Source organism: Cupriavidus sp. JZ107, assembly GCF_053903255.1.
The window spans coordinates 1,296,500-1,313,850 of the sequence record NZ_CP096481.1; the positions used below are offsets into that span (position 1 = coordinate 1,296,500).

Here is a 17,351-nt window from a genome sequence, read left to right on the forward strand (position 1 = left end):
CCCACCTTTTTTCAGGAACGCAACCAGATGATGTCGATGCCCAACGGCGCTGCCCGGATCTCTCGCCCTGTTCGCTTGACCCAGGCGCTCGTCGTTGCCTGTGCCACCGCCCTGGCTGGCTGCTCGCTGTTCGGCAAGGCCGACAAGAATCCGCCGGCCCAACTGCAGCCGGTCACGCAGACGCTGACGGTCAAGGAAGCCTGGCGCGCCAGCGTCGGCAAGAGCGGCCCGTATTCGCTGCAGCCGGTCGCGGTCGGCGACAAGGTCTATGTGTCGTCGCACGGCGGCGACGTGATGGCGCTGGACGCCACCAGCGGCCGCACGCTGTGGAAGGTCGACACCGACGTCGACCTGACCACCGGTCCCGGCAGCGACGGCAACGTGACCGCGGTGGCGGGCGAGAAGGGCGTGGTGTTCGCCTTCGATGCCAGCGGCAAGCAGCTGTGGAAGAAGCAGATCAATGGCGAGATCCTGTCGTCGCCGCTGGTCGGCCATGACCTGGTAGTCGTGCGCACCACCGATACCCGCGTGCTCGGCCTCGATGCGCAGACCGGCGAGCGGCGCTGGATCTACCAGCGCGCGCAGACGCCGCTGAACCTGCGCGCCGCGATGGGCATGGTGTTCGCCGGCGACGGCATCGTGATGGGCTTCCCCGGCGGCAAGCTGGGCGTGCTGGCCCCGTCCAATGGCGTGCTGCGCTGGGAGAGCACGATCTCGTATCCGAAGGGTGTGTCCGAGATCGAGCGGCTCAACGACGTGACGGGCCTGCCGATGATCAACGGCCGCCAGGTCTGTGCGACGACCTTCCAGGGCCGCATCGCCTGCCTGGAACTGGCCAACGGCCAGCCGCAGTGGGGCAAGGACTTCTCGTCGCCGGTGGGCCCGACCCAGGACGACGTGTCGTTGTTTGCCGCCAACGAGAATTCGGTGGTCTATGCCTTCGACCGCCAGAACGGCAACGAGCGCTGGCGCAACGAGCAGCTGCGCAACCGTCCGCTCGGCATGCCGCTGGCGCTGGGCCGCTCGGTGGTGTTCGGCGACTTCGAGGGCTACCTGCATTTCCTGTCGCGCGAGGACGGCAAGTTCGTCGCGCGCGTGCGAGCCGGCAGCAGCCCGATCACCGCCGCACCGGTGGTGGCCGGCCAGACTCTGGTGGTGCAGAGCCGAGGGGGCGACGTCTACGGCTATATTCCGGATTGAAGCGCTGACCGAAACAGGGGCGGCCGCCACGGCGGGCGTCCTGCCGGCAACCGCGCGCTCACCTGTCGGTGCGCGCGATCGCCGGACCCGACAGCATGGCCGACCCGCCGCAATGGTGGGGTCGGCCGCATGCGTCATGCGGGCCATGGCCCGCGACTTGATTTCACCCGACAGGATTGCCGGCCCGGCGCGTTGCGCCAGGCTGTCGGACCAACCTGATTCTTTGGAGGCATGCCCGGCGCACCGCGCCCGGCGTGGCCCTCCACGATTTGCATGAAACCAGTGATCGCACTCGTCGGCCGCCCCAATGTGGGCAAGTCGACGTTATTCAACCGCCTGACCCGCTCGCGCGACGCGCTGGTCGCGGACCTGCCGGGCCTGACCCGCGACCGCCATTATGGCGAGGGGCGCGGCGCCGACCGTCCGTATATCGTCATCGATACCGGCGGCTTCGAACCGGTTGCCAAGGAAGGCATCGTCGCCGAGATGGCCAAGCAGACCAGGCAGGCCGTGGTCGAGGCCGACGTCGTGATCTTCATCGTCGACGGCCGCCTGGGCCTGGCGCCGCAGGACCTGGTCATCGCCGACTATCTGCGCAAGACCGGCCGCCGCGTGATGCTGGCAGTCAACAAGGCCGAGGGCATGAAGTACACCGCGGTCGCGGCCGACTTCTACGAGCTCGGCATGGGCGACCCCTATGCGATCTCGGCCACCCACGGCGACGGCGTGCGCGAACTGGTCGAGGAGGCGCTGGAGGCCGCAGTCGAGCAGCGTCCCGAGCTGGCCGAGCCCGAGGACCAGAACACGCGCGGCACCAAGATCGCGATCGTGGGCCGCCCCAACGTCGGCAAGTCGACGCTGGTCAATACGCTGATCGGCGAGGAGCGCGTGATCGCGTTCGACATGCCGGGCACCACGCGCGATGCGATCTATGTCGAGTTCGAACGGGGCGGCAAGCCGTACACGCTGATCGACACGGCCGGCCTGCGCAAGCGGGGCAAGGTGTTCGAGGCGATCGAGAAGTTCTCGGTGGTCAAGACGCTGCAGTCGATCGCCGATGCGAATGTGGTGGTGCTGCTGCTGGACGCCCAGCAGGACGTGTCGGAGCAGGACGCCCATATCGCCGGCTTCATCGTCGAGTCGGGACGGGCGCTGGTGGTCGGCGTCAACAAGTGGGACGGGCTGGACGGCCATACCCGCGACCGGATCAAGCACGATCTGCAGCGCAAGCTGCAGTTCCTCGACTTCGCCAACTTCCATTTCATCTCCGCGCGCGAGCGCACCGGCATCGGCCCGCTGCTGCGCTCGGTCGATGAGGCGTACGCCGCGGCGATGCTCAAGATGCCGACGCCGAAGCTGACCCGCGTGCTGCACGACGCGGTGGCCTTCCAGCAGCCGCGCCGCGTCGGCGCGACTCGCCCGAAGATGCGCTACGCGCACCAGGGTGGTTCCAATCCGCCGATCATCGTCGTGCACGGCAACTCGCTGAACGCGGTGCCGGAAACCTATCGGCGTTTTCTGGAAGGGCGTTTCCGTGCGGCCTTCAATCTGAAGGGAACACCGCTTCGAATCGAATTTCGTACGAACAAAAACCCGTACGCGGACTCGAAGGATTGAGTCGGAAAAGGCGGCCAGATGGGGGCGCCGCAGCCCCGTCTGTGGCGCCGAAGTTTCGTTTGCGTTCGTTTGGAACTGCGGCTAAATTCACACTAGCGGGAGCCCCCGCTGGTTGATGCCGGCCTGGTACCGTTTTGACTTTTTTTGACGCGATCTTGCGTCGTCCGACTTGAAACCGGGGATATCGATCCCCATCATTGATCACTAAATCTATAAATTTGGAGTGTGCCATGAGCAACAAAGGGCAATTGCTACAAGACCCGTTCCTGAACGCGCTGCGCAAGGAGCACGTGCCGGTTTCCATCTACCTCGTCAATGGCATCAAGCTGCAAGGTAATATCGAATCGTTCGACCAATACGTCGTCCTGCTGCGTAACACAGTGACGCAGATGGTCTACAAGCATGCAATTTCCACTGTCGTTCCCGCGCGCGCGGTCAATTTCCGCGTCGACGACTCCGCGGAAGGCTGATTCCGACGCCGCACGTATTTCCCGCCGCGCGCACGCGCGGCAATCACGCTCCGACGCCGCGCCAGCGCCATCCGGTGCTGGCGCGGCATCGTTCTTTGTATCGTCGCGTTTTGCGGAGCGCGCCTTCCTGTTCCTGATCCCCGTTTTTTCCCGCGCCGCTGTGCGCCCCGAGCTTGCAACCTAGAGCCACTTCCCCCTCCGAACCCACCCGCGCCATTCTCGTCGGCGTCGATTTCGGCAAGCACGATTTCGAAGAGAGCCTGAGCGAACTGGCGTTGCTGACGTCCACCGCCGGTTCCACGCCGGTGCACACCCTGACCGGCAAGCGTTCGCGTCCGGACCCGGCGCTGTTCATCGGCTCGGGCAAGGCCGAGGAACTGAAGGAAGCGGCCGACGCGCTCGACGCCGACGTGGTGGTGTTCAACCACGCGTTGAGCCCCGCGCAGCAGCGCAATCTCGAACGCTTTCTGAACCGGCACGTGATCGACCGCACGGGCCTGATCCTCGATATCTTCGGCCAGCGCGCGCAGAGCCATGTCGGCAAGGTGCAGGTCGAACTGGCCCAGGTGCAATACCGCGCCTCGCGGCTGGTTCGCGCCTGGAGCCACCTGGAGCGGCAGAAGGGCGGTATCGGCATGCGCGGCGGCCCCGGCGAGCGCCAGCTCGAACTGGACCGCCGCATGCTGGACGACCGCGCCAAGCGGCTCAAGACGGATCTGTCGCGGCTGCAGCGCCAGCACAGCACGCAGCGCCGTGCCCGCGCGCGCAACGAGACGCTGAGCATTTCGCTGGTCGGCTATACCAACGCGGGCAAGTCGACGCTGTTCAACGCGCTGACCAAGGCGCGCGCCTATGCGGCCAACCAGCTGTTCGCGACGCTCGATACGACCTCGCGCCGTCTCTATCTGGATGGCCTGGGCAATGTGGTGCTGTCCGATACGGTCGGCTTCATCCGCGACCTGCCCACGCAACTGGTGGCGGCGTTCCGCGCCACGCTGGAAGAGACCGTGCATGCCGATCTGCTGCTGCATGTGGTCGATGCCGCCAGTCCGGTGCGCCACGAGCAGATCGAACAGGTCAATCGCGTGCTCGCCGAGATCGACGCGGCCGACATTCCGCAGATCGTCGTGATGAACAAGATCGACGCGGCGCCCGAATTGCTCGAGCACGGTCCCCGCATCGAACGCAACGAGGACGGCGTGCCGGTGCGCGTCTACATCAGCGCGCGCGACGGCATCGGACTGGACGGCCTGCGCGATGCGATCGTCGATGTCGCGCGCTGGCTGGCCGAGCGGCCGGCCGCGCCGGACCCCGCCGACCCGCGGCTGCAGGACCTGCACGAACGCCGCCAGTGGGAGGGCGATGGTGCCGATGGGGTCGATGGTGCCGATGGGGCCGATGGCGCCGATGGCGCCGGGTTTGCCGATTCCGGCGCCGATGTCCGGCCGGATGCGCAAGACGCCAATCCGCATTCGGAGCCCGATCTGGACCCCGATCTAGACCCTGATTCGGACCGCAGTCCGGACCCCGGTTTGGACCCCCAGGCACGGGCCAATCGTCGTCTTCCCGATCGCGACGCCGACTGATGCGGGCGGCGCCATGCGCCGCCTTCGGCATCAAATGAGCAAAAGTGGCGTCGATGGCTGCTAGAATCCCCTCGTTACAACTTTCCCGGAACCGTGCCCTACATGCCCCAGTTCTCCCGGACCTCTGATACAAGCCTTGCCCGAGGCGCCTGTCGGCCGAGCAGCTGGCAGCGTCTGCGCGCGATCCTGTCGCTGAACGATCCCCGCTGGGGCCGTGGCGACAAGGACGACGAGGACAAGGATGGGCGCGACGGCGGACGCGACAACGGCCGTCAGAACCAGCGCCCGCAGGACGGTCCGCCGGACCTGGACGAGCTGTGGCGCGACTTCAATCGCCGCCTGAACAGCCTGCTGGGCCGCAAGGACAACGGCGGCGGCAACAACAACCAGAACTTCGGCGGCGGCACGCGTACGCCGGGCAAGGGATCGGGCATCGGTGCCGGCGTCATCGCGGTCGCGGTGATCGCGATCTGGCTGGCCAGCGGCTTCTTCATGGTGCAGGAAGGCCAGACCGCGGTGGTGCTGCAGTTCGGCAAGTTCAAATACACCACCGGCCCCGGCATCAACTGGCGCATGCCGTGGCCGATCCAGTCGGCCGAGATCGTCAACCTGTCGGCCGTGCGCTCGGTCGAGGTCGGCCGTTCGACCTCGATCAAGGACAGCAATCTGAAGGACTCGTCGATGCTGACGCAGGACGAGAACATCATCGACGTCCGCTTCACGGTGCAGTACGACATCCAGGACGCGACCGAATTCCTGTTCTTCAACAAGACCGACCGCGGCGGCGACGAGGAACTGGTGACGCAGGCCGCCGAGACCTCGGTGCGCGAGATCGTCGGCCGCAACAAGATGGATTCGGTGCTGTACGAGAACCGCGAGCAGATCGCCCAGGGCCTGGCCAAGTCGATCCAGGCGATCCTGTCGGCCTACAAGACCGGCATCCGCGTGATCTCGGTGAACGTGCAGAGCGTGCAGCCGCCCGAGCAGGTGCAGGCCGCCTTCGACGACGTCAACAAGGCCAGCCAGGACCGCGAGCGCGCGATCAGCGAAGGCCAGGCCTACGCCAACGACGTGATTCCGCGCGCCCAGGGTACCGCCGCGCGCCTGGCCGAGGAGGCGCAGGCCTACAAGGCCCGCGTGATCGCGCAGGCCGAGGGCGATGCCTCGCGCTTCCGCCAGGTGCAGAACGAGTACGCCAAGGCGCCCCAGGTCACGCGCGACCGCATCTATCTGGAAACGATGCAGCAGATCTACGCCAATACCAGCAAGGTGCTGGTCGATACGAAACAGGGCAACAATCTCCTCTACCTGCCGCTGGACAAGCTGATGGCGCAGTCGCAGGGCGATTCCCGCGGGATGGCGGGCGCGGTGCCGCCGCCGGCCACGCCGGCACCGGTGCCGGACGCCAGCGCCGACACGCGTTCGCGCGAAGCGCTGCGCAATCGCGATCGCGATTCCCGTTGAGGAGAGAACCGAGATGAACCGACTGATTTCCTATGCCATCGGCCTCTTCATCGTGTTGGCGATTGCCTCCTCGATGGTGTTCGTGGTCGACCAGCGGCAGTACGCCGTGGTGTTCGCCTTCGGCGAGATCAAGCAGGTGGTGCGCGACCCCGGCCTGCATTTCAAGCTGCCGCCGCCGCTGCAGAACGTGGTCTTCATGGACCGCCGCCTGCAGACGATCGACGTGGCCGCCGGCGAGCGCTTCCTGACCGCCGAGAAGAAGAGCATGATGGTGGACTGGTTCGTCAAATGGCGAATCACCGATCCGCGCAAGTTCTTCGTCGCCTTCGGCGGCAACCTGCGCGGCGCGCAGGACCGCATGACGCAGCGGATCGATGCCGCGGCGCGCGAGGAGTTCGGGCGCCGCACCGTGGCCGAGGTGGTCGCCGGCGAGCGCGACAAGGTCATGCAGAACATCCGCAACAGCATGACCGAGTACGGCCAGTCGGTCGGCGTCGAGATTCTCGACGTGCGCCTCAAGCGCGTCGACCTGCTGCCGGCGATCAGCGAATCGGTCTACCGCCGGATGGAAGCCGAGCGCAAGCGCGTCGCCAACGAGCTGCGCTCGACCGGCGCGGCCGAGGGCGAGAAGATCCGCGCCGACGCCGACCGCCAGCGCGAGGTGGTGCTGGCCGAGGCCTATCGCGAAGCGCAGAAGATCAAGGGCGAGGGCGATGCCCGCGCCTCGCAGATCTACGCCGACGCGTTCGGACGCGATCCGCAGTTCGCGCAGTTCTGGCGCAGCATGGAAGCCTATCGCAACACCTTCCGCGACAAGCGCGACGTGCTGGTGCTGGAGCCGGACTCCGAGTTCTTCCGCTACATGCGCTCGTCGGGCGGCGCGCAGACGGCGACCCGCCGCTAGCGAGCGTGCCGGCCTCCGCAGTGCGACAGCCCGGTCTTCGGTGAGTGCGTCAATGCGGTAGTCCGCTGTGCCCGAACCCCGGCTTGCCGGGGTTTTGTTCGCTCGCAGGACGGTGCGCCATCGGCGCCGTCCGCTGACCGATGCCCCTTTTGTGCGAGCCGCCCGCGCCCGGCCCGCGATCCACACGAATCTGAGAAGCACCATGTCCAACCACTGGCTCCTGCCCGAGAACATCGCCGACGTGCTGCCGTCGGAGGCCCGCAAGATCGAGGAGCTGCGCCGCCGCATGCTCGATCTGTTCCGCACCTACGGCTACGAGCTGGTGATGCCGCCGCTGCTGGAATACATCGAGTCGCTGCTGACCGGCACCGGCCACGACCTGGACCTGCGTACCTTCAAGCTGGTCGACCAGCTGTCGGGCCGCACCATGGGCCTGCGCGCCGATATCACGCCGCAGGTCGCCCGCATCGACGCGCACCTGCTGAACCGTCCCGGCGTGACGCGGCTGTGCTACGCCGGCAACGTGCTGCACGCGCGCCCGGCGGGCTTTCACGCGACGCGCGAGCCGATCCAGGTCGGCGCCGAGATCTACGGCCATGCCGGTCTCGAGGCCGACGTCGAGATCCAGAACCTGATGCTGGCCGCGCTGCAGTCGGCTGGCCTGGGCGAGGTGCGGCTGGACCTGTGCCACGCGGGCATCGTCGCGGCGCTGCTCGACGGCCTGCCGCCGGCGCGCAGCAACGAGCAGGCACTGTTCGATGCGCTCGAGAACAAGGATGTGCCGGGCCTGCGCGAGCTGACCACCGGATTCCCGCAGGTCGAGCGCGACGCGCTGCTGGCGCTGCCGACGCTGTACGGCGGCCCCGAGGTGATCGAGCGGGCCCGCGCGGTGCTGCCGGCCAGCCCGGCCATCGGCCGCGCGCTGGACGAGCTGGCCTTCCTGGCCGGCGAGGTGCGCGGCGCCACGGTCAACATCGACCTTGCCGATCTGCGCGGTTACCACTATCACAGTGGAGTCATGTTCGCCGCCTACGTGGCGGGCCTGCCCAACCACGTTGCCCGCGGCGGCCGCTACGACAAGGTGGGCGAGGCCTTCGGCCGCGCGCGTCCGGCCACCGGCTTTTCGCTGGACCTGCGAGAGGTGGCGGCGCTGTCGCCGGTCGAGGTGCGCGCACTGGCCATCTTCGCGCCGTGGGACGCCGATCCCGCGCTGCGCACCGCGATCGCGGCGCTGCGCGAGGGCGGCGAGATCGTGATCCAGTCGTTGCCGGGCCACACGCACGAGCTCGACGAGTTCAATTGCGACCGCCAGCTGGTGCGCGACGGTAGCCGCTGGGTGGTGGTGCCGCGCTGAGCGCCGGTTCGCCCGACTGAGCGGTTCTCCCCGCAAAATCGGGGATCGGCCCGCAACAAGAGTAGAATACGTTTTTAACCTTCTGACCAGTTCAACATGTCCGCTTCAGCAGTAAGCCAGGGACGCAACGTCGTCGTGATCGGCACCCAGTGGGGTGACGAAGGCAAAGGAAAAATCGTCGATTGGCTTACCGATCATGCAAAGGGCGTGGTGCGGTTCCAGGGTGGCCACAATGCCGGCCACACGCTGATCATCGGCGGCAAGAAAACGATCCTGCGACTGATCCCGTCGGGGATCATGCGCGAAGGCACCGTCTGCTATATCGGCAACGGCGTGGTGCTGTCGCCCGAGGCGCTGTTCCGCGAGATCGAGGAACTGGAAGCGGCCGGCCTGCAGGTGCAGAACCGCCTGCGCATTTCCGAAGCGGCCACGCTGATCCTGCCGTACCACGTGGCGATCGACAAGGCGCGCGAGCTGCGCCGTGGCGCCGGCAAGATCGGCACCACCGGCCGTGGCATCGGCCCGGCCTATGAGGACAAGGTGGCCCGCCGCGCGCTGCGCGTGCAGGACCTGTTCGATCCGCAGCAATTCGCCGAACGCCTGCGCGAGAACCTGGACTTCCACAACTTCATGCTGACCCAGTACCTGGGCGCCGAGGCGGTGGACTTCCAGCAGACGCTGGACGAGGCGCTGGCCTATGCGCCGCGCCTGGCGCCGATGGTCGCCGACGTGTCGGCCGAGCTGTACGCGGTCAACGCCGCCGGCCAGAACCTGATGTTCGAGGGCGCGCAGGGCACGCTGCTCGACGTCGATCACGGCACCTATCCGTTCGTGACCTCGAGCAACTGCGTGGCGGGCGCCGCCACCGCGGGCGCCGGCGTCGGTCCGGGCCGGCTGCACTACATCCTGGGCATCACCAAGGCCTATTGCACCCGCGTCGGTGCGGGCCCGTTCCCGAGCGAGCTGTACGACAACGACAATCCGCGCCGCCAGGATCCGGTCGGCGTGCGCCTGGCCAATGTCGGCAAGGAATTCGGCTCGGTCACCGGCCGCCCGCGCCGCACCGGCTGGCTCGATGCCGCCGCGCTGAAGCGCTCGGTGCAGATCAACGGTGTGTCGGGCCTGTGCATGACCAAGCTGGACGTGCTCGACGGTCTCGATACGATCCGCCTGTGCGTCGGCTACACGCTGGACGGCAAGCAGATCGACATGCTGCCGCGCGGCTCGGACGCCGTGGCGCGCTGCGAGCCGATCTACGAGGACTTCGCCGGCTGGAACGAATCGACGTTCGGCATCAAGAGCTGGGACGCGCTGCCCGAGGCCGCGCGCCAGTACCTGAAGCGCATCGAGGAAGTGGTCGGCATCCCGATCGACATGATCTCGACCGGTCCGGACCGCGACGAAACCATTCTGCTGCGCCATCCGTATCTGGTCTGATTCGGTGATCTGATCCGGCGCGAGCCGCGGGCAAACCGCGGCCTTCGATGGAATGACGGCCCGCGCAAGCGGGCCTTACTGTATCCCGCGCACGGGAACCCCCTATTACAAAGCAGCGACGAAGAGCAAGCGATGACCCTGCCCCAGAACGATGACGAGAACCTGTGGATCTCGTGGGACGAATACCACCGGCTGATTGCCCGCCTGTCACTGAACGTGCACGAGTCGGGCTGGCGTTTCGACAAGATCCTGTGCCTGGCGCGCGGCGGCCTGCGCGTCGGCGACCAGATGTCGCGCATCTTCGACGTGCCGCTGGCGATCCTGGCCACCAGCAGCTACCGCGAGGCGGCCGGCACGGTGCAGGGCGATCTCGATATCGCGCAGTACATCACGATGACGCGCGGCGAGCTCAGCGGGCGCATCCTGCTGGTCGATGATCTGGTCGACTCGGGCGTGACGCTGGAGCGCGTCGGCCGCCATCTGCAGGAGCGCTATCCCGCGGTGACCGAAGTTCGTTCGGCGGTGCTGTGGTACAAGGCGTGCTCGAAGGTCAAGCCCGACTATCACGTCAGCTTCCTGCCGACCAATCCGTGGATCCATCAGCCGTTCGAGGAATACGACACGCTGCGACCGCACAACCTGGCCGCCTGGCTCAAGCGCGGCAAGCGGGCAGAGGGCGAGGGCGGTCAGGGCTGAATTTTTTGACCGGTTCAGACCACCCCCTCTCCCCAACCCTCTCCCCCCGAGGGGAGAGGGAGAACCCAATCGGCGCGAATCGACGCTTGTCGGTTTTCTTTCCCCTGAGGGAAGAGGCGAACCCAATTGGTTTTCTACCCCTCCCGCTTGCCGGAGAGGGGCCGGGGAGAGGGCAGCGCACCTGTTGCGTTTCTCTTCAATACCCCACCGTAAACCGCTCGCGCGAATGCGCGTGCCGCTCCAGCTCGTCGACCAGCGCGACGGCGAAGTCCTCCATCGAGATCCAGCTCTTGCCGTCGGCATCGCTCAGCAGCTCGTCCTTGCCGACGCGATAGCTGCCGGTGCGCTGGCCTGGCTCCAGCAGCGCGGACGGTGACAGGAAGACCCAGTCCAGCTCGTTTTCTCCCCGCAGCGCATTCAGGAAGTCGCGGCCGGCCAGCGCCTCGTCCTTGTAGGCCGCCGGAAATTCAGGCGTGTCGACCAGCTGCACGCCGGGTGCGACATACAGACTGCCGGCACCGCCGACCACCGCCACGCGCTTGACGCCGGCCTGGCGGGCCAGTTGCAGCAGCGGCTCGGGCCCCGCCTGCGCGAAGCGCACCGCGCTGACCAGCGCATCGTGACCGGCCAGGGCCGGCGCCAGCTTTGCGGTATTGGCCGGATCGGCGATATCCGCGTCCAGCCGTTTCAGGCCCGGACGATCCGCCAGCGTGCCGGCGTGGCGAGCGATGGCGGTCACGGTATGGCCGCGGCGTAGCGCTTCGTCGGCGATGCGGCTGCCGACGCGTCCGGTGGCACCGAGGATGGCGATTTGCATGATGGAACTCCTTCACAGGTTGGCTTCGCGAGGAAGCAAAGAGAGATTCGTATATGAAACTACTTTGGTTACATATGCGGACAAAAAATATGCGGACAAAAAAATCAGCGCCGCCGCGCCCGGGCCGATCGCTCGACGTCGGCCAGCATGCCGGCGATCGTCGTCTGCGCCAGGTTCTCCTCCATCGCGGCCTGCGCCCGGTCGGTGATGCGGGTCAGCGCGCCGGTGATCTCGCGCCCGACCATGCAGGCCGGATTCGGTGCGCCGGCATGCAGCCCGATCACGCTGTCCGACTCCACCGCGCGGAACACATCGCGCAGCGTGATCGTGTTCGCGGCCCGTGCCAGCGAGGCGCCGCCCGCCGCGCCCATCGCGGTGCAGACCAGTCCCGCCTGCGCCAGCACGCCGATCAGACGGCGAATCAGCGCGGGATTGGTGCCGACGCTGCCGGCGATCAGCGACGAAGGCAGCGGCTCGTCGGCGCTGGCCAGCAGGGTCAGGATATGGACGGCAACGGCGAATCGGCTGCTGGTGGACATGGCGGAGAACGAACAAGTGAAACCATCGTAGTTACATATAATCCGACTGTCAACCGCGGCGGAAAACGATGGAGGGAAGGGCGCCGGGCGATCGGCGGGCGATCGGCGGGCGATCGGCGGGCAAGCGGCCGGCAAGCGATGCAGACACGAACTCGACAGAATGCCGGAAGCGCCACTGAAGCTGATACACTGCGCGTTGATGCCGAGGCGCGGCGATGACGGTCGTGCCCGGCGCAAGGGGCGGCGCAGTCGCGCGTCGGTTCGGCCGGTTGGTTTGGTCGGTTCGAGCGGTTGCCAGCGCGCCGCAAGCAGTGAAAGATGGTCGTCGGCCGCGCAAGGTCGGCACATGGTCGGAATTCGTCGGGACGCGATCCCGGGGATCCGGGGCAACCGGCGCTCGCGGCGCCGAACTGGAGCGCCAATGGCCCGATCAAAGCAGAACGCGCAAGCGATCCGGATGGAAACGCAGATGCACGCGGGAAAGAAAAAACCCGCAGCGCCGGAAAGCGATGCGGGTTTTTTGATCTGGTGCCCAGGAGAGGACTCGAACCTCCACAGTGTTGCCACCGCTAGGACCTGAACCTAGTGCGTCTACCAATTCCGCCACCTGGGCAGGTGTCGAAACAACCGAAGCGCTCATTATAGCGACGACAATCGATTTGTCAAATCCTCTTTAGAAGAAATTGAATCAGAACAACTATCCGATCCCGAGTCGGGAAGAAATCCTCGGCGTCCTGCGTACCTCCGGTTCGCCACTGTCGGCCGGCGACATCGCCAAGGCCCTCGCCGTCACGCGCAAGGAGCATGACGGCTTCCAGAAAAGGCTGGCCGCGATGGAACGCGACGGCCAGATCGAATTGAACCGCAAGGGCCGCTACGAGCTCGCCCATCAGCCCAATTTCGTGGTCGGCCGCGTGCAGGGCCACCGTGACGGCTTCGGCTTCCTGATCCGCGACGACGGCGAGGACGATATCTTCCTGCCCGAGCGCGAGCTGCAGAAGGCGATGCACAACGACCGTGCGCAGGTGCGCGTGATCGGCTACGACCGCCGCGGCCGTCCCGAAGGGCAGATCGTCGAGATCGTCGAGCGGGCCAACCGTTTCGTGATCGGCCGCCTGCTCAGCGAGGGCGGCGTGCTGGTGGTGGCGCCCGAGGACAAGCGCATCAGCCAGGACATCCTGATCCCGCCGCGGGCGCAGGGCAAGGCCAAGGTCGGCCAGGTCGTCAGCGTCGAGATCGTCGAATATCCGGACCGCTATGTGCAGCCGGTCGGCCGCGTGGTCGAGGTGCTGGGCGAGATCGACGACCCCGGCATGGAGATCGAGATCGCGGTGCGCAAGTACGGCGTGCCGCATACGTTCTCGCCGGGCGCGCAGAGCGAGGCCGCCGCGCTGCCCGACGAGGTGCGCGAGGCCGACCTGGACCACCGCATCGACCTGCGCGACGTGCCGCTGGTGACGATCGATGGCGAGGACGCGCGCGACTTCGACGACGCGGTCTATTGCGAGCCGGTCAAGATCGGCCGCGCCAAGGGCTGGCGCCTGATCGTCGCGATCGCCGACGTCTCGCACTACGTGCGTCCCGGCACGCCGCTGGACGCCGACGCGCTCGACCGCGCGACCTCGGTCTACTTCCCGCGCCGCGTGATTCCGATGCTGCCGGAGAAGCTGTCGAACGGCCTGTGCTCGCTGAACCCGCTGGTCGACCGGCTGTGCATGGTCTGCGATGCGGTGATCACCGCCAAGGGCGAACTGAAGGCCTACCAGTTCTATCCCGCCGTGATGCATTCGGCCGCGCGCCTGACCTACAACGAGGTCTGGGCGGTGCTGTCCAACACCAAGGGTCCGGAGGCCCACAAGCGTGCCGAGCTGGTGCCGCATCTGCAGAACCTGTACGAGCTGTACCAGGTCCTGCTGAAGGCGCGCCGCGAGCGCGGGGCGATCGACTTCGACACCACCGAGACCTATATCGTCTGCAATGCGCAGGGCAAGATCGAACAGATCCTGCCGCGCACGCGCAACGACGCGCATCGGCTGATCGAGGAATGCATGCTGACCGCCAACGTCTGCGCGGCCGACTTCCTCGAACGCTTCAAGCATCCGGCGCTGTACCGGATCCACGCCGGCCCCAGCGAGGAAAAGCTGAAGGCGCTGCGCGAGTTCCTGAAGACCTCGGGCCTGTCGCTGGGCGGCGGCGACAAGCCGCAGGCCTCCGACTACGCCGAGGTCATGGACAAGATCAAGGCGCGTCCCGATGCGCCGATGCTGCAGACCATGCTGCTGCGCTCGATGCAGCAGGCGGTCTACAGCCCGGACAACATCGGCCACTTCGGCCTGGCCTACGAGGCCTACGCCCACTTCACCAGCCCGATCCGGCGCTATCCGGATCTGCTGGTGCACCGGGCGATCAAGGCGGTGCTGGCGCACACCAAGTACCAGCCGGCCTTCGCCCCGGGCACCGCGCTCAATACCGCAATCTCGCCGAAGGCCCGCCGCATGCAGGCCAAGGACGAGGCCGCGCGCGCCGAGAAGATGGCCGGCCGCGCGCGCCGCAACGAAGCGGTGTGGGACGAGCTCGGGCTGCATTGCTCGGCCAACGAGCGCCGCGCCGACGAGGCCTCGCGCGACGTCGAGGCCTGGCTCAAGTGCTACTTCATGCGCGACAAGCTCGGCAACGAGTTTGCCGGCACGGTCAGCGCGGTGACCTCGTTCGGCATCTTCGTGCAGCTCGACGAGCTGTATGTCGAAGGGCTGGTCCACGTGACCGAGCTGGGCAGCGATTACTTCGAGTACGACGAGGCGCGCAACGAGCTGCGCGGCCAGCGCACCGGCATCCGCTACCGGCTGACCGATCGCGTGCGCGTGCAGGTCTCGCGCGTCGACCTCGACGCCCGCAAGATCGATTTCCGCCTGGTGCAGGAGCCGTCGGCCAAGAGCCTGCGCGCGCGTCCGACCACCGAGCCGGCGCCGCATGTGCCCGCCGCGCATGCGCTGCCCGCGCGCAAGAAGGGCCGCCAGCTGGCGGCGCTGCTGGGCGGCACCTCCAAGCCCGAGGAGTCGTTCGACGAAACGCTCGATCGCGTGTTCGAGGAGCAACCGGTGTTCGAGGCGGTGATCACGCCGATCAAGGGCAGGCCCGAGGGCGGTACCGCCGGTGGTACCGGCAAGCCGTCCAGGCGCGCGGCCAAGCCCAAGCCGGCCGGCGCGGTGGCCAGGACGGCGGGCAAGGAAAGCGGCAGGGCGGGCGGCAGGGCGGGCGACAAGACCGCGGCAAAGTCGACCGCCAAGCGGGCCGGCAAGGCCGCCGGCAAGACGGCACGCAAGACCGCGTCGAAGAAGTCCACGCGGACGCGGTGAGCCACGCGGGCGGTGGCGGATTGACCGCCGCTGCCCTCTCCCCCGGGCCCCTCTCCCGCAAGCGGGAGAGGGGAGCAATACGGAAGCAAGACGGCGCGCCATCCGCGAGTGCGCCTCGTGCGAACGCCGCGATTTCCATAAGCCGCGCCCCCCGCAAGGCGCCGCCGTATGCAGACCTCACTCTCCTCTCCCGCAAGCGGGAGCGGAAAGCAAGGCGGTCCCCCTCCGACTGCCGCTCATGCGGATGCCGTGAGCGTTTCCATCGGATGGAGCCCCGCATCGCGCCGCCGCATGCAGACCTCACTCCCCTCTCCCGCAAGCGGGAGAGGGGTGGGGAGAAGGGTGGGGGGAGGGCAAGCTCGGACGGGTACAATCCCGCCCATGGCCAAACAAAAACTTCTGATCGGCTTTCACGCCGTCACCGCGCGCCTGCGCCAGGACGCGGCCGGCGTTACCGACGTCTATATCGAGTCCAACCGGCGCGATCGCCGCATGCAGGACTTCATCCGCCTCGCCGAGGGACTCGGCGTGCGTCTCCATCCGGTCGATGCCGAACGCCTGCGCGGCATGGCGGGCACCGACCGCCACCAGGGCGTGGTCGCCCGCGCCGAGGACGTGTCGCTGGCGCTCAATCTCGACGAACTGCTCGACGGCATCGAAGGCACGCCGCTGCTGCTGGTGCTCGACGGCGTCACCGATCCGCACAATCTCGGTGCCTGCCTGCGCGTGGCCGACGGCGCCGGCGCCCATGCGGTGATCGCGCCCAAGGACCGCAGCGTCGGCCTGAACGCGACGGTGGCCAAGGTGGCCAGCGGCGCGGCCGAGACCGTGCCCTATATCACCGTGACCAATCTGGCGCGCACGCTGCGCGAACTGCAGGAGCGCGGCATCTGGGTCATCGGCACCGCCGACGGCGCCGAGCGCACTGTCTACGACATCGACCTGAAGGGCCCGACCGCGCTGGTGATGGGCGCCGAAGGCGAGGGCATGCGCCGCCTGACCCGCGAGACCTGCGACGAGCTGGTGTCGATCCCGATGGCCGGCGGCGTCGAGAGCCTGAACGTGTCGGTCGCCAGCGGCGTCTGCCTCTATGAAGCGGTGCGCCAGCGCCGCGCCGTGGCGCGTTGAGCGGACGGTTCAATGAAGGGGGCGCGATGCTGATCGATGCCGCCGACCTGGCCGACGCGCGGCGGCGCATCGCCGCCGCCAACGACATCCTGGTGCTGACCGGGGCCGGCATCTCGGCCGAGTCGGGCGTGCCGACCTTCCGCGATGCGCTGACGGGCCTGTGGGCCCGTTTCGATCCCGAGGAACTGGCCACCGAGGAGGCCTACCGCCGCCAGCCCGGCCTGGTCTGGGACTGGTATCAGCATCGCCGCGCGCTGGTTGCGGCGGCGCAGCCCAATCCCGCGCATCATGCGATCGTCGCTTTGGCCGCGCAGAAGAAGGTGACGCTGGTCACGCAGAACGTCGACGGCCTGCACCAGCGCGCCGGCAGCCCCGACGTGATCGAGCTGCACGGCAACCTGTTCGCCAACAAATGGCTGGACGGCTGCGGCCGCTGCGAGGCCGCGCCGGACGACGGCCGCAGCCCGCCGCGCTGCATCCATTGCGGCGCGCCGATGCGGCCCGGCGTGGTGTGGTTCGGCGAGGACCTGCCGCGCGTGGCGCGCTACCGCGCCGAGCATGCGGCGCAGACCTGCGACCTGTGCCTGGTGGTCGGCACCTCGGGCATGGTCTATCCCGCGGCCGGTCTGCCGGGCCTGGCCAAGGACCATGGCGCCGGCGTGATCGTCGTCAATCCGCAGCCGTCGGCGCTCGACGCGACCGCCGACCTGGTGCTGGCGGCACCGGCCGGCCAATGCCTGCCGATGCTGTGGGACGGGGCGAGCGCCTGACGCAAGGCCCGGC

At 67.6% G+C, this 17,351-nt stretch carries 13 protein-coding genes, 1 tRNA gene and 1 pseudogene; 12 read left to right on the plus strand and 3 right to left on the minus strand.

The genetic code is table 11. The features are described from left to right. The first annotated feature begins 30 nt into the window (after positions 1-30). From bamB to M1D55_RS15440, 9 genes and pseudogenes are all read left to right on the plus strand, one after another. Positions 31-1,200 carry an outer membrane protein assembly factor BamB gene (bamB, locus tag M1D55_RS15400; RefSeq protein ID WP_370646875.1) on the plus strand — a complete coding sequence of 390 codons (1,170 nt, stop codon included), beginning with the start codon at positions 31-33 and terminating at the stop codon, positions 1,198-1,200. A 273-nt stretch (positions 1,201-1,473) separates the two neighbouring features. After that, complete coding sequence (gene der, locus M1D55_RS15405; protein WP_006577125.1) at positions 1,474-2,817, plus strand: ribosome biogenesis GTPase Der; 1,344 nt, start codon at positions 1,474-1,476, stop codon at positions 2,815-2,817. A 230-nt stretch (positions 2,818-3,047) separates the two neighbouring features. Then, entirely contained in the window at positions 3,048-3,287 is a 240-nt protein-coding gene (gene hfq, locus M1D55_RS15410) for an RNA chaperone Hfq (protein WP_006577126.1), read from the plus strand. 173 nt (positions 3,288-3,460) lie between these two features. Continuing rightward, positions 3,461-4,645, plus strand: a pseudogene (hflX, locus tag M1D55_RS15415) (GTPase HflX); the annotation flags it as partial. A gap of 330 nt (positions 4,646-4,975) precedes the next feature. Next, the gene (gene hflK / locus M1D55_RS15420; RefSeq protein WP_456282525.1) at positions 4,976-6,337 is read left to right on the plus strand and encodes an FtsH protease activity modulator HflK; all 1,362 of its coding nucleotides are present in this window, start codon (positions 4,976-4,978) and stop codon (positions 6,335-6,337) included. Between the two features lie 13 nt (positions 6,338-6,350). After that, complete coding sequence (gene hflC / locus M1D55_RS15425; protein WP_006577129.1) at positions 6,351-7,241, plus strand: protease modulator HflC; 891 nt, start codon at positions 6,351-6,353, stop codon at positions 7,239-7,241. A 202-nt stretch (positions 7,242-7,443) separates the two neighbouring features. Further along, complete coding sequence (locus tag M1D55_RS15430; protein WP_023263801.1) at positions 7,444-8,595, plus strand: ATP phosphoribosyltransferase regulatory subunit; 1,152 nt, start codon at positions 7,444-7,446, stop codon at positions 8,593-8,595. 96 nt (positions 8,596-8,691) lie between these two features. Continuing rightward, positions 8,692-10,032, plus strand: coding sequence for an adenylosuccinate synthase (locus M1D55_RS15435; protein WP_456282526.1), 1,341 nt, complete (start codon positions 8,692-8,694; stop codon positions 10,030-10,032). Between the two features lie 132 nt (positions 10,033-10,164). Continuing rightward, positions 10,165-10,728 carry a phosphoribosyltransferase gene (locus tag M1D55_RS15440; protein WP_006577131.1) on the plus strand — a complete coding sequence of 188 codons (564 nt, stop codon included), beginning with the start codon at positions 10,165-10,167 and terminating at the stop codon, positions 10,726-10,728. A 196-nt stretch (positions 10,729-10,924) separates the two neighbouring features. Here the strand turns inward: M1D55_RS15440 and M1D55_RS15445 are convergent, their stop codons facing one another. The 3 genes from M1D55_RS15445 to M1D55_RS15455 form a co-directional block, all read right to left on the minus strand. Next, entirely contained in the window at positions 10,925-11,545 is a 621-nt protein-coding gene (locus M1D55_RS15445; protein ID WP_456282527.1) for an NAD(P)-dependent oxidoreductase, read from the minus strand. Between the two features lie 104 nt (positions 11,546-11,649). Beyond that, entirely contained in the window at positions 11,650-12,084 is a 435-nt protein-coding gene (locus tag M1D55_RS15450) for an Rrf2 family transcriptional regulator (protein WP_006577133.1), read from the minus strand. 526 nt (positions 12,085-12,610) lie between these two features. Further along, positions 12,611-12,697: transfer RNA gene (locus M1D55_RS15455), tRNA-Leu, on the minus strand. Positions 12,698-12,767: 70 nt separating this feature from the next. On the opposite strand from M1D55_RS15455, the gene rnr reads away from it, so the two are divergent. The 3 genes from rnr to M1D55_RS15470 all read left to right on the plus strand — a co-directional run bounded on the left by rnr (position 12,768) and on the right by M1D55_RS15470 (position 17,338). Then, complete coding sequence (gene rnr, locus M1D55_RS15460; protein WP_064577286.1) at positions 12,768-15,440, plus strand: ribonuclease R; 2,673 nt, start codon at positions 12,768-12,770, stop codon at positions 15,438-15,440. A 381-nt stretch (positions 15,441-15,821) separates the two neighbouring features. Continuing rightward, positions 15,822-16,568 (plus strand): 23S rRNA (guanosine(2251)-2'-O)-methyltransferase RlmB, encoded by a 747-nt coding sequence (gene rlmB / locus M1D55_RS15465; protein ID WP_064577287.1) that lies wholly within the window; start codon positions 15,822-15,824, stop codon positions 16,566-16,568. A 26-nt stretch (positions 16,569-16,594) separates the two neighbouring features. After that, positions 16,595-17,338 carry an SIR2 family NAD-dependent protein deacylase gene (locus M1D55_RS15470; RefSeq protein ID WP_064577288.1) on the plus strand — a complete coding sequence of 248 codons (744 nt, stop codon included), beginning with the start codon at positions 16,595-16,597 and terminating at the stop codon, positions 17,336-17,338. The last annotated feature ends 13 nt before the right edge of the window (positions 17,339-17,351 follow it).